The sequence below is a fragment of the Sphingomonas sp. BK580 genome (genome assembly GCF_014194975.1).
GTDB lineage: Bacteria > Pseudomonadota > Alphaproteobacteria > Sphingomonadales > Sphingomonadaceae > Sphingomonas.
Map to the genome: position 1 here is coordinate 1 of NZ_JACIAY010000003.1, position 12,348 is coordinate 12,348.

The 12,348-nt window shown below is 71.0% G+C and carries 12 protein-coding genes and 3 tRNA genes; 3 read left to right on the forward strand and 12 right to left on the reverse strand.

The window, feature by feature from the left end:
- The 9 genes from FHY05_RS06425 to FHY05_RS06465 all read right to left on the reverse strand — a co-directional run.
- A partial coding sequence (locus FHY05_RS06425) for an ISNCY family transposase (RefSeq protein ID WP_260181280.1) occupies positions 1-1,276 on the reverse strand: 1,276 nt, incomplete at its 3' end.
- Between the two features lie 151 nt (positions 1,277-1,427).
- On the reverse strand, positions 1,428-1,592 hold the full coding sequence (locus tag FHY05_RS06430; protein ID WP_183943585.1) for a hypothetical protein: 165 nt from the start codon (positions 1,590-1,592) through the stop codon (positions 1,428-1,430).
- Positions 1,589-2,353 (reverse strand): MBL fold metallo-hydrolase, encoded by a 765-nt coding sequence (locus FHY05_RS06435; RefSeq protein WP_183943586.1) that lies wholly within the window; start codon positions 2,351-2,353, stop codon positions 1,589-1,591. Before FHY05_RS06435 ends, FHY05_RS06430 begins: the two co-directional genes overlap by 4 nt.
- Positions 2,350-3,129 (reverse strand): TatD family hydrolase, encoded by a 780-nt coding sequence (locus tag FHY05_RS06440; RefSeq protein WP_183943587.1) that lies wholly within the window; start codon positions 3,127-3,129, stop codon positions 2,350-2,352. Before FHY05_RS06440 ends, FHY05_RS06435 begins: the two co-directional genes overlap by 4 nt.
- On the reverse strand, positions 3,129-4,679 hold the full coding sequence (gene metG, locus FHY05_RS06445) for a methionine--tRNA ligase (RefSeq protein ID WP_183943588.1): 1,551 nt from the start codon (positions 4,677-4,679) through the stop codon (positions 3,129-3,131). The genes FHY05_RS06440 and metG overlap by 1 nt, the downstream gene beginning before the upstream one ends.
- A gap of 10 nt (positions 4,680-4,689) precedes the next feature.
- On the reverse strand, positions 4,690-5,679 hold the full coding sequence (locus FHY05_RS06450) for a DNA polymerase III subunit delta' (protein ID WP_183943589.1): 990 nt from the start codon (positions 5,677-5,679) through the stop codon (positions 4,690-4,692).
- Positions 5,676-6,314 (reverse strand): dTMP kinase, encoded by a 639-nt coding sequence (tmk, locus tag FHY05_RS06455; protein WP_183943590.1) that lies wholly within the window; start codon positions 6,312-6,314, stop codon positions 5,676-5,678. Before tmk ends, FHY05_RS06450 begins: the two co-directional genes overlap by 4 nt.
- The gene (locus FHY05_RS06460; protein ID WP_183943591.1) at positions 6,314-7,486 is read right to left on the reverse strand and encodes a D-alanyl-D-alanine carboxypeptidase family protein; all 1,173 of its coding nucleotides are present in this window, start codon (positions 7,484-7,486) and stop codon (positions 6,314-6,316) included. The genes tmk and FHY05_RS06460 overlap by 1 nt, the downstream gene beginning before the upstream one ends.
- Positions 7,487-7,550: 64 nt before the next feature.
- Positions 7,551-8,609 (reverse strand): lytic transglycosylase domain-containing protein, encoded by a 1,059-nt coding sequence (locus FHY05_RS06465; RefSeq protein ID WP_183943592.1) that lies wholly within the window; start codon positions 8,607-8,609, stop codon positions 7,551-7,553.
- A gap of 97 nt (positions 8,610-8,706) precedes the next feature.
- On the opposite strand from FHY05_RS06465, the gene FHY05_RS06470 reads away from it, so the two are divergent.
- Positions 8,707-8,796, forward strand: a tRNA-Ser gene (locus FHY05_RS06470).
- Between the two features lie 124 nt (positions 8,797-8,920).
- A complete protein-coding gene (locus FHY05_RS06475) occupies positions 8,921-9,103 on the forward strand; it encodes a hypothetical protein (protein ID WP_183943593.1) in 183 nt (60 codons plus the stop codon).
- Between the two features lie 74 nt (positions 9,104-9,177).
- Here the strand turns inward: FHY05_RS06475 and FHY05_RS06480 are convergent.
- Positions 9,178-9,254: transfer RNA gene (locus FHY05_RS06480), tRNA-Arg, on the reverse strand.
- Between the two features lie 54 nt (positions 9,255-9,308).
- A tRNA-Arg gene (locus FHY05_RS06485) sits at positions 9,309-9,385 on the reverse strand.
- Between the two features lie 83 nt (positions 9,386-9,468).
- Between FHY05_RS06485 and FHY05_RS06490 the strand changes: the two genes are divergently transcribed.
- Positions 9,469-9,999 (forward strand): hypothetical protein, encoded by a 531-nt coding sequence (locus tag FHY05_RS06490; protein WP_183943594.1) that lies wholly within the window; start codon positions 9,469-9,471, stop codon positions 9,997-9,999.
- Positions 10,000-10,170: 171 nt separating this feature from the next.
- On the opposite strand, the gene FHY05_RS06495 is transcribed toward FHY05_RS06490, so the two are convergent.
- On the reverse strand, positions 10,171-12,318 hold the full coding sequence (locus FHY05_RS06495; protein ID WP_183944001.1) for a spermidine synthase: 2,148 nt from the start codon (positions 12,316-12,318) through the stop codon (positions 10,171-10,173).
- Between the last annotated feature and the right edge of the window lie 30 nt (positions 12,319-12,348).

Sequence of the window (12,348 nt, forward strand, 5' to 3'; positions counted from 1 at the left end):
CCGTGCCGGCCTCCTGACCCGGCCCAGAGCCTGAATCAGAAAACCGCGCCCGTGTGAATCCTCGATGATTCAGAAAGGCCGGAAACCGCTCTAGCGCCAGCGCGGCGTCCAGGTGCTTGTTGTCGACCACGGCAGCCTGGTTCACGCGGCGCATCTTGTCGAACATGCGATACGGTAGGGCCGTGCCCTCGTGCTGGATCTCGAGCCGGCCGTCCGGGTACTCGCACACGTCCACCTTCTTGCGCGCGAGCGCCTGTGCCGCAGGCGAGGGCTCGAGGATGAACATGGCTTTGTTGTAGTGCAAGGTGAGAGCGCCGGTGACGGTGCGCTGCTCGCGCCAGACCAGCTCCGCCTCGAGGTCTTCGTGGATGGCCAGCGGCCGATGGAGATCGCGCGGGTCGAACGGTGCCTTGGCAAACCGACGATTGTGCTGTGCCATGTAGGAGGGGAGGAAGGCGTTGGCTTGGTCGATGGTCGAGATGCGGTGGAGCCGCATCGCCTTGACCAGGCGGTCCTGCAGCGTCGCGTTGACCCGCTCGACGCGTCCCTTCGCCTGCGGCGAGTTCGCGCAGATCAGCTCGATGTTGAGCCGGTCGAGCGCACGGCCAAGGTGGGTCATGCCGTCGCCCTTCGCCGAGGCCGTGTTGTTGCGGAAGGCGCTGTGCTTGTCGGTGTAGAAGGCCACCGGCTTACCGTGGCGCTCCAGGTACGTCCTCGTCGCGCGCATGTAGGAGAAGGTGCTCTCGCTCTCGACCATCTCGACGTGCATAAGCTCGCTGGTGGCATCGTCGATGAAGACCAGGAGCGTGCATTGCGGACCGCGGCCCTCGAACCACCAGTGCTTGGAGCCGTCGACCTGGATGAGCTCGCCGCGACAGTCGCGCCGATAGCGCGGCTGGTACGGGCGAGGGCGCTTGGCCGCTCGGTCCTGCCACAGCCCAGCCTCCAGCATGATGCGCCGCAGGGTCTCGCACGACAGGCCGATGCCATGGCGCTCGGCGAGGTACTCGCGCGCGAGCGTCGGTCCGAAGTCGGCGTAGTGCTCGCGCACGAGCGTGACCACGTCGGCGCGAAAGGCGTCGCTGTAGCGTCGGTTGCTCGGGCGTCCTCGCTTGCGCGACACCAGGCCGCTGGCGCCGTCCTTTCGCAGGCGGCTCAGCAGCCGGTACACCTGCCGCCTCGCAAGGCCGAGCAGCTCCATCGCCTCCGCGACCCGGATCTCGCCGCGGTCGAGCCGCATCAGCGTGTCGAACCGTGTGATCTCAGCAGCACTCATCGCCAGCACCGTCATACAATGCGCGTCCTCGTTGCCGAGAACGGCTATGACACCGGCGACCCGCCGATAGCACCGCAGAGTGCCATTTCTATCTAGCGGGATGGTGCCATCTGTACTTAGCGCTTACATGCCGCGAAAGCGATAATATGTATTATGTAAAGAGAGCGACGATCAGGAAGAGCGCGAGGAAGACCCCACTCCACGCCACCGCGTAGCGAAGTAGCGTTCGCCCCGGCATGCGTCGGGCGATCAGCGCCGACAACGGCAACACCAGCACGAGCAGCAGGATCAGTGCGGTGCCCGCGCGATCGCTCACGCCGCGTTCTCCCATCCGTCGAAGCCCGGCTCGACGCCGGCAGGCAGCTCGGCGCACAGGCCGGCATAGTCCATCGACTGATCCATGTGGACCAGCACCGTTCGCGTCGGCCGCAGCTCCTCCACCCAGCCGAGCACGGTGGCGAGATCGGGGTGCGTCGGGTGCGGCCGCCGGCGCAGCGCGTCGACGATCCACAGGTCGACGCCGCGATACAGTTCACGCATGGGCGCGGTCATGCCGCTGATGTCGGTGGCGTAGCCGACCGAGTACCCGGCGAAGGTGAAGCGCAGCCCGGCGGAGCTGATCGACCCGTGCGGCTGGTCGATCACGTCGATCGTCAGGTCCCCAACGGTGAGCCGGTCGGGCAGCGGCGTGAGCTCGACCGTCGGCGGGTAGCCGCCCGCGCCCTCGAAGACATAGCCGAACTGCTGGCGCAGCGCCGCCGCGCAGCCCTCGCGCGCATAGCCCGGCACGGCGTGCCCGAGCGCGTGATACACCTGCCGCAGATCGTCGATCCCGAAGACATGGTCGGCGTGCTGATGCGTCCAGATCACCGCGTCGACCCGGCCGACCCCGGCGGCGAGCAGCTGCTCGCGCATATCGGGGCTGGTGTCGACGAGGACGCGAACATCGTCCTGCTCGACCAGCAGCGAGGAGCGTGTGCGACGATTGCGCGGCTCGGTCGGGTCGCACGCGCCCCAGTCTCCACCGATGCGCGGCACTCCCGACGACGTGCCAGAGCCGAGGATGCGAACTCTCACGCGGACCGGGTCTTGCTGAAGAGGGTGTGGAAGTTTTCCGCGGTATAACGTTGAAGTTCCTCGACATCTTCGCCGCGGAGCTGCGCCAGGAAAGCGGCGGTGTCGGCGACGAAACCGGGCTCGCCGGTCTTGCCCCGGTGCGGTACCGGCGCGAGGAACGGCGCGTCGGTCTCGATCAGCAACCGCTCGCGCGGGATCCGTGCCGCCGTCGCGCGCAACGCCTCGGCGTTGCGGAAGGTGATGATACCCGAGATCGAGATAAACATACCAACATCAAGCGCTTGATCGGCGAAGCTGTCACTCGCGGTGAAGCAGTGGATCACGCCCGTAAAGCTCCCCTGCTCCATCTCCTCGCGCAGGATCGCGGCGGTGTCCTCCTCGGCGTCGCGGGTGTGGACGATGATGGGCGTGCCGCTCTCGCGCGCCGCGGCGATATGCGCGCGAAAACTCGCCTGCTGCCGCTGGCGGTCGGAATGGTCGTAGTGATAGTCGAGCCCGCTCTCGCCGATGCCGACCACGCGCGGGTGGCGCGCGCGCTCGACCAGCCTGGCGGTGTCGATATGCGGGTGCTGGTCGGCCTCGTGCGGGTGGATACCGACGCTGGCCCAGACGTCGGGCTCGCGCTCGGCGGTGGCGAGCACCGCGTCCCACTCGCGCTCGCGCGTGGCGATGTTGAGCATCGCGGTGACGCCGCGCGCGCGGGCGCGCTCGAGCACCGCGACTTGCTGCTCGAACACGCCCTCGTAGTTGAGGTGGCAGTGGCTGTCGGCGAGCATCAGGCGGTCTCCGTCTCGGCGGGCAGCTCGAGCCGCGGGAAGGCCGGCGTCGGCGGCGCGATCACCCCGCCCCCATCGCGGCGGCGCTGGTACCAGCCGTCGTCATCGATCGCGGCGTGGTCGCGCTCGTCGGCGCCGATCTGGTCGAGCACCCTTCCCGCGCCCTCGGGCACCACCGGCAGGATCGCGATCGCGAGCATGCGGATCGCGCGCACCAGCGTCCGCAGCACCGCGTGCATCCGCTCGGGATCGGTCTTGCGCAGCGACCAGGGCGCCTGCGCGTCGATATATTGGTTGCACGCGAACACGCCGCGCAGCCACGCCTCCACTCCCTGGCTGAGCAGCAGGTCGGTGAAGCCGGCGCGCAGCCCGGCGCAGGCCACGACCACCTCCTCGATCAGCTGGGCGTCCGCCTCCTCCGCGCGGCCCTCTTCGGGCAAGGCGCCACCCAGGTTCTTAGCGATGAACGACAGCGTCCGCTGCGCCAGATTGCCGAAGGCGTTGGCGAGCTCGGCGTTGACCCGCGTGACGATCGCCTCGGCCGAGTAACTGCCGTCCTGCCCGAAACTGACCTCGCGCAGCAGGAAGTAGCGCAGTCCGTCGACCCCGAACGCCTCGGCGAGATCGAGCGGCTCGACCACGTTGCCGAGACTCTTCGACATCTTCTCGCCGCGGTGGAGCAGGAAGCCGTGGCCGAACACCGTCTTCGGTAGCGCGATCCCGGCCGACATCAGGAACGCGGGCCAATAGACCGCGTGGAAGCGCACGATGTCCTTGCCGATCAGGTGCAGGTCCGCGGGCCAGTAGCGCAGCTCGCCGTCGGGGTAGCCGGCGCCGGTGAGATAGTTGGTCAGCGCGTCGACCCAGACGTACATGACGTGGCCGGGGCTGCCCGGCACCGCCACGCCCCAGTCGAAGCTGGTGCGCGACACCGACAGGTCCGACAGTCCGCCCTCGACGAAGCGCAGGATCTCGTTGCGGCGCGCCTCGGGGCGGATGAAGTCGGGGTTGGCCGCGTAGAAGTCGAGCAGCGGCTGCTGATACTTCGAGAGGCGAAAGAACCACGTCTCCTCCGCGGTCCAGGTCACCGGCGTGCCCTGCGGCGAGAGCTTGGCGCCCCCCTCTCCCTCGGTCAGTTCCTTCTCGTCGTAGAAGGCCTCGTCGCGCACCGAATACCAGCCCTCGTAGCGGTCAAGGTAGAGGTCGCCGGCGTCCGCCATCGCCTGCCAGATCGCCTGGCTGGCGCGGTGATGGTCCGCGTCGGTGGTGCGGATGAAGCGATCGTAGCTGATCGCAAGCCTGTCGCACATCGCCTTGAAATGGCCCGACATCTCGTCGGCAAGCGCGCGCACCTCGACGCCGCGGTCGCGGGCCGTCTGGACCATCTTGAGCCCGTGCTCGTCGGTGCCGGTCTGGAAGCGGACGTCGCGCCCGGCCTGCCGCTGGAAGCGCGCGATCGCGTCGGCGGCGATCGCCTCATAGGCATGGCCGATGTGCGGACGGCCGTTGGGATAGCTGATCGCGGTGGTGATGTAGAAGGGATGGCCCATGCCGCGCCTCCTAACGCTCTCCCTCGCGCGATGCCAGCCGCGCGACGATGCCGGCGAGCTCGTGGACGGTGCCCTGCTGGTCGAGCGACAGCGCGCGCGCCGCCGCGGCGATCGCGCGCGCCTCGTCATAGCCGTCGAGCGCGGCGCGCAGGTCGGGGCCGACGCGCGTCGCGGCGGCGCGCGCGATCAGCGTCGGCACGCGATCGAGGAAGGCCTCGTAGCGCGGCTGCGCCGCCTTGAGCGCGAGCGACTTGGCGAGCGCGGCGCGCCGCGTCAGCGTCGGGTCGCCGTCGCGCGCGATCGCTGCCAGCGCCTGCTCGATGGCGCCGAGATCGAGTCCGGCATAGCCGAGCGCGCGACCGGGCGAGCCGTCTCCCGCCGCGACCAGCGCCGCGATCTCCTCGGGCTCGGCCTCGGGCAGCGCCCCGCGCAGCACGGCGGTCAAATCGTCCTCGCCGAGCGGCTCGAACCGCAGCACGCGGCAGCGCGAGCGGATGGTGGCGAGCAGCCGCCCGGGCGCGTGGCTGACGAGAAGGAACACCGTGCCCGCGGGCGGCTCCTCCAGGCTCTTGAGCAACGCGTTGGAGGCGCCGGGACGCTCGAGGTCGTCGGCGGCGTCGATCACGATCGCGCGCCGCGGGGAGAGCGAGGGCATGGTGCCGAGGAACGGGCCGAGCGCGCGCACCTGATCGACCGTGATCGAGCGCGCCAGCTCGTCGTCCTTGTCCCTCTTGGGCAGGCGGCGCAGCTCGCGATAGTCGGGATGCGAGCCGGCGGCGAGCAGCGAGGCGGCACGATGGTCGGGCGGCACCGCGAGACCGGGGGCGAGCTGCCCCGGCGTCATCGCCTCGGCGAGCAGCCGCGCCGCGGCGGCGCGCGCGAACGTGGCCTTGCCGACGCCCTCGGGACCGGCGAGCAGCCAGCCGTGGTGGACGTTGCCGCCGCGCAGCGCGGCGGCGAAGGCGTCGACCGCGGCGCGATGGCCGCGCAGGATGGTCACGGCAGCCAGTCCGCCATGTCGTGGAGCATGGCGGCGGTCACCTGTTCGGGTGGCTGGGAGGCGTCGATACGGCGGAATCGCTCGGGGCTACCCTCGGCGCGCCCCTCGAAGGTAGCGAACGCCGCGGCGACGGCGACGTGAAATGCTGCGTCGCGCGACGCGAAGCGATCCGTTGCCCCGCGATCTCGCTCCGTGGCCCGCGCCGCTCCGACCTCGGGCGCGACCGTCAGCAGGAAAGTGCGGTCCGGCAGCAGTCCCTCGCTGCCGAAGGCGTGCAACGCCAGCACGTCGGCGTCGTCAATGCCGCCGGCCACGCCCTGATAGGCGCGGGTCGAGTCGACGAAGCGGTCGCAGATCACCCAGTGCCCAGCGTACAGCGCGGGTCGGATCACCTTCTCGACGTGATCCGCGCGCGCCGCGGCGAACAGCAGCGTCTCCGCGCGCGCGCTCCACCGTCCCGGCTCGCCCTCGAGCAGCAGCGCGCGGATCGCCTCCGCGCCGGGACTGCCGCCGGGCTCGCGTGTGACGACCGCCTCGACGCCGTGCTCGCGCAGCGCCGCGGCGAGCGCGCGCGCCTGGGTCGACTTGCCGGCCCCTTCCCCGCCCTCCAGGCTGAGGAAGCGCCCCCGCGGCATCAGAACAGGCCGCGCAGGCCCGCCATGGCGCGCCCGAAGAAGCCCGCCTGGCCGACGTCGCGCGCCGCCACCAGCGGCATGCGCTGCTCGGGCAGGCCCGGGGCGGAGACGACGAGATCGGCGATATGCGCGCCCTGCTTGATCGGCGCCTTCACGGGCCCGTCATAGACGATCTTGCCCGAGAGCTGCGGGCGCGTGCCCGAGGGGACCGTCACCGCCAGCGCCTTGGGCGCGACCAGCTCGACCTCGCTCGAGTCACCCAGCTGCACCGCGGCGGTGCCGACCGTCTTCCCCGCCTTCACCACCGGGCGCGCCTGCCACGCGCGGAAGCCCCATTCCATGAAGCGGATGGATTCCTGCGCGCGCTGGTTGAAGCTGGTCAGCCCCGCGACCACCATCACGAGCCGGCGCCCGTTCTGCTCGGCCGAGCCGGTGAAGCCGTAGCCCGCCTCGTCGGTGTGCCCGGTCTTGAGCCCGTCCGCGCCGGCGACGCGGCCCAGCAGCGGGTCGCGGTTGGCCTGCGTGATCGCCGCGCCGGCGCCCATGGTCTTGCCCCAGGTGAAGTCGCGGCGCGAGTAGAACTGCTTGTAGAGCTGCGGGAAGTCGGTGATCGTCGCGGCCGCCAGCTTGGCCAGGTCGCGAGCGGTGACATAGGTGACGCCGCCGTCGGGCCAGCCGTTCGAGGTGCCGAAATGGCTGTTGGTCAGCCCGAGCTTCTGGGCGTTCTCGTTCATGCGCTCGGTGAAGGCCTGCTCGGTCCCCGACGCGCCCTCGGCCAGCACGACGCACGCGTCGTTGCCCGACAGCGTGACGATGCCGTACAACAGGTTCGCTACCGACACGCGCTCGCCGACCGAGAGGAACATGGTCGATCCCGCGGCGGGGCCGTGCCAGCGCTTCCAGGTCTCGGGGCGGACCTCGAACTCGGTCGACAGCTTGAGGTCGCCCGACTTGATCATCTGGAACGCGGTGTAGACCGTCATCATCTTCGCCATCGAGGCGGGCGGCATGCGGCGGTCGGCGTCCTTGGCGTAGAGCACCGCGCCCGAGGACAGGTCCTCCATGAAGGCGACCGGCGCGGGCGTGTCGAACTGCGGCGCCGCCGCCATGGCGGGATAGGCGACCGCGAGGACGGCGGCGGGCAGCGCGAGGACGGTCAGCAGCTTGGTCATGGGGCGTAAATCCGGTTCGATGGCAGGCGTCGGGGGTGCGTGGAGGCGCGTCGAGGCTCGCGCCCTAGCGCGCGATCGCGTCGGCGAGCAAGCCCACCGACAGAGCGTAGAAGTTGGAGCAATTATAGTCGAGGATGACGCGATAGTTGCTCGTGAGCAGATACGCCGTCGCGCCGGGCCCGTCGGGCTCGATCAGCACCGCCTGCACCTGGTCGCCGGGCCAGCGGCCGCCGAGCGGCGCGAGACCGAGCGCGCGCCACTCCGCCATGCTGCGCCAGCCGCTGTGCCGCTCGAACACGCGCGGGCAGCGCGGCGAGACGAGGCGATTGGCGACCCTCGCGCGCGAGAAGCCGGCGGGCACGCTCACCGCGACACCCCAGGGCTCGCCGGCGCGCCAGCCCGCCTGGGTGAAGTAATTGCCGATCGAGGCGAGCGTGTCGGCGGAGGAGTTCCAGATGTCGATGCGCCCGTCGCCGTCGCCGTCGCGCGCGAGGCGGAGGTAGACCGAGGGCAGGAACTGCGGGTTGCCCATGGCCCCTGCCCAGCTGCCGGTCAGCTGTGAGCGCGGCACGCCGCGATCGATCATCTTGAGCGCGGCGATCAGCTCCCCCTCGAAGAGCGGCCGACGCCGCCCCTCGTAGGCGAGGCTCGCGAGGCTGCGCAGCAGGTCGAAATTGCCGGTGTAGGAGCCGTAGTTGGTCTCATGCCCCCAGATCGCGACCATGATCTGCTCGGGCACCCCGGTCTCGGCCTCCACGCGCGCCAGCCTGGCGCGGTTGGCAAGATAGGCGCTCCGACCGCGTGTGATCCGCGCGGTGTCGACGTGCGCGGTACGATAGGGCGCGAACAGCGGCACCGGCGCGTTGGGCCGCGCCTCGGGCTGCTGCTGGTCGAGCGCGACCACGCGCGGGTTGAAGCTGAGCCCCGCCAGCGCGCTGTCCGCGGTCGCGGGCCGCACGCCCGCGGCAACGGCGCGGGCGCGCACCTGGGCGAGATAGGCTTGGAAGCCAGAGGCCTCTGCGTCGATCCCGGCGGAGGTGACGCCCTGCGCCGAGGAGGCGGGCGCGGCGAGCAGGAGGAACGTGGCGGCGATGCCGCGGGCGAGCGTTGCGACCGCTGTCATGGTCGGGGCGTTCTGGCACAGCGGGTCGGCGCACGGAACCGCAAATCGAGCGAGCGCTTGCACTCGCCGCCGCGTCGCGCGTAAGCGGGTCGCCTGCGGAGAGGTGGCCGAGTGGTTTAAGGCAGCGGTCTTGAAAACCGCCGTGGGTTCACGCTCACCGTGGGTTCGAATCCCACCCTCTCCGCCACCCTCTCGATCTCCCATCGCCATGCTGCGGCTCGATCGAGATTGTCGATCCAAGTCACTGTATTCTCTTGAAACTGCTCACTCTGCCTCGACGTTCTTCGGGTGGCAAATCGAGGAGACAGACGATGGCACAGAAAGGTGCGGGCGGTAACCCGGGAGCGGTGACCGCCAAAGGCGGCGACGGCGCGCGCGGCAGCCTCGGGACGGGGCGCGGCGGTGGGACGGGTACGGGCGCGAAGAAGGCCGCGACGAAGAAGAAGACGCCGACCGAGGCCGACAACAGCGGGCAGAAGATCAGCGGCGCCTGACGCGGCGCCACTCGAACGCCGCGAAGCCGGGCCGCCACTGGCGCGGCCTCCGCCCGCTCTTCGGTAGTCAGCGATGGCGCGCCCGGAACGATTCGAACGTCCGACCCTCAGATTCGTAGTCTGATGCTCTATCCAGCTGAGCTACGGGCGCATCGCGGCATGGCATGATGCCGGCCGTCTGCCCCACCTCGCGGTGGGTATCCATTGGCGCGCCCGGAACGATTCGAACGTCCGACCCTCAGATTCGTAGTCTGATGCTCTATCCAGCTGAGCTACGGGCGCGCAATGGAGCGGCGCTGTTAGACGCCGCCGCGCGGGGGCGCAAGAGCGTTGCGGTAAGTTTTTCGCGCCTCTACGCAGATCGCATGCCACGCTCCCCGCGCGCCCCGTCGCCGCTCGCCACCGTCCCGCTGATCGGCGCCGCCCTGCTGTCGCTGGCAGGTTGCAGCGCCGACATGAGCGGCTATCCCTCGCTCGCGCCGCGGCCGGTCGAGAAGCTCGGCTTCGAGGAACCCGCCGCCCCGCCGCCCGCCCCCGTCGCCCCCGACCCCGCGCTCGACGCGCGGCTCGCCACCATCGCGACCGCGCGCTCGGCCGCGGCGCGCGACTTCGACGCCGCGGCCGAGCGCGCCGCCACCCGGGCGTCCGCGGCGCGCGGCGCCGCCGCTGGCAGCGAGCGCTGGCTCGACGCGCAGACCGCGATCGCCGAGCTCGACTCGCTGCGCTCGGCCCATGCCGACTCGCTCAACCAGCTCGAGGAACTCGCCGCCGCGCGGGCGCAGGCGTTGCAGCCCGACTATCCCGCGCTCGAGCAGGCGCTGGACGCCGCGCGCGCCGCGGCCGCGGCACAGACCCAGCGCATCGATACCCTCGCCGCCTCCCTCCCGAGCGGCTGAGTACGGCGAGAGGCCTGGATCACGCGTCAGCTGTCCGGCCGGCGTCATCCTGATCTCGTCTTAGGATCCACGGCTCCGGCCCGGCGGTCGCGACGTTTGCCAGCCGCTCGATCCTGAGAGAGGTTCAAGAAGAGGGCGGAGGGAAGGTCGGGTCTCCCCGGCCGCGCACGCTCAGAACCGTAGCAGCGGCAGGATCGTCGCGTAGTCGTCGGTCCAGGGCGCGAACCCGGGACGGCGGCGCAGCACGTGCCAGTCGGCGTCGTCCCCGGCCAATAGCGCCTGAGTCCAGGGATCGCGGGTCAGCACGATCCAGGACGAGGGTGTCCCCTCCTCTTCGCCGTCGCCCGGAACATGGTTGAGGATCAGCGCGCGCCACCCGCCGGCGCGCGCCGCCGCCGCGACGACGGGTCCGAGATCGATGAAGCGGTTGGAGATGTGCACGGCCAGCACGCCATTGTGGGCCAGCACGCGGGCGTAGACCGCGAACGCCTCGCGCGTCAGCAGGTGCATGGGCACCGCGTCGGACGAGAAAGCGTCGAGCGCGAGCAGGTCGAGGCTGCCCGTCGCGGCACGTTCCAGCGACACGCGTGCGTCGCCGAGCTCGATCGCCGCGTCTGGCGCACAATCCGCCAGGAAGGTGAAACGGTGCGTGCGGCTGAGCTCGGCCATGGCGGGATCGATCTCGTAGAAGCGCCAGCGCTGGCCGGGCCGCGCGTAGCAGGCGAGCGTCCCCGTCCCGAGCCCGACGACGCCGATGCGCGCTGTGTCACCGAACAGCAGCGGCGCGGCGCGCATGGCGCGGCCGACCCCGGTGGCGGGGGTGTAATAGCTGGTCGGCGTGCGCTCGCGCGCGGGCGTGCCGGTGAGCTGGACGCCGTGGAGCGTGGTACCGTGGACCAGCGTGCGCCGACGCGGCTCCTCCACCAGCGTGTAGACACCGAAGTAGCTGCGCAGCCGCGCGCCGGGCTCGAGCGAGAGCGACAGCGACCGGAAGCCGCCGAACAGCAGCAGCGCGCTCGCCAGCACCATCAGGTAGGGCGCGCGTGCCCCGAGCGTCAGCAGCCCGATGCCGGCGACCACCGCGAAGGTCGCGCCGGTGTGCCGCACCGTGCGGAGTCCGCCGGCCTCGTGCGCGAACACGCCCGCCACCACCGCCAGCGCGACCGCGACGGCCGCCACGGCGGCCCAGCGCGCCCCGCGCCGCCCCCAGAACACGCGCAGGCCGGCGGCGAGCGGCGCCTGCGGGACCAGCGCGCCCGCGGCGAGGATCAGGATGGGATATTCCCAGGTCCAGTCGAACAGGATCGGCGCCACCAGCCCGGCGAAGACGCCGCCCAACGCGCCGCCGACCGACATGGCGAGGTAGAAGCCGGTCAGCCGCGCCGGCTCGAGGCGCAGCCGGTAGAGCCGCGTGTGCAGCGCGACCGAGATCATGAACAGCAGCAGCAGCGCCATCAGCGTGCTCGCGGTCGCCCTGTCGGCGAAGCCGCCCATCATGATCCCGCCGAACAGCAGGATCGTCACCGGCGCCGCGCGCGTCAGCGAGTCCGCCGGCCAGCGTCGCGCGGCGAAGGCGATCGAGAAGCTGAGCAGGTAGAGTGCGAGCGGGATCACCCACAGCAGCGGCATCGCGACCAGGTCGGTGCTGATGAAGGTCGAGGTCGCCAGCATCATGCCCGAGGGCACCAGCCCGAGCACCACCCACAGCAGCACGCGCGACCGCGGCGGCGGCGGCGCGCTCGGCGCCACGTCGGCGGCGGAGGTGGCGCGCGGCGGCAGTCGCGTCGCGCACAGCAGGACGAGCGCGACCAGCACCAGGTAGCCGCCGCTCCACAGCCAGCGCTGCTGCGTCACCGGCAGCAGCGGCTCGACCAGCAGCGGGAAGGCGATCAGCCCGGCGAAGCTGCCGAGGTTGGAGGCGGCGTACAGAGGGTACGGGTCGGTGCCCGGGCGCGCCAGCTCGTACCAGCGCTGCATCAGCGGCGCCTGTGACGAGACCGCGAAGAACAGCGGACCGATCGAGAGCGCGAAGAGATAGGGAACCCACAGGGCCGGCTCGGCGCCGGCGGGCAGCGTGCGGTCGCTCAGCCCGATCGGCAGGAAGGCACAGGCGGCGAGCAGCAGCGCGAGGTGGATCGCGCGCTGCCGTCGCGGCGCGAGCCGGCTGATCAGATGCGCGTAGCCGTAGCCGCCGAGCAGCAACGCCTGGTAGACCAGCATCGCCGAGTTCCACACCGCCGGCGCGCCGCCGAGCCGCGGCAGCGCCAGCCGGGCGATCATCGGCTGCACCAGGAAGAGCAGGAACGAGCCCGTCAGCATGGTCGCCACGAACAGCGGCGCCACGGCGCC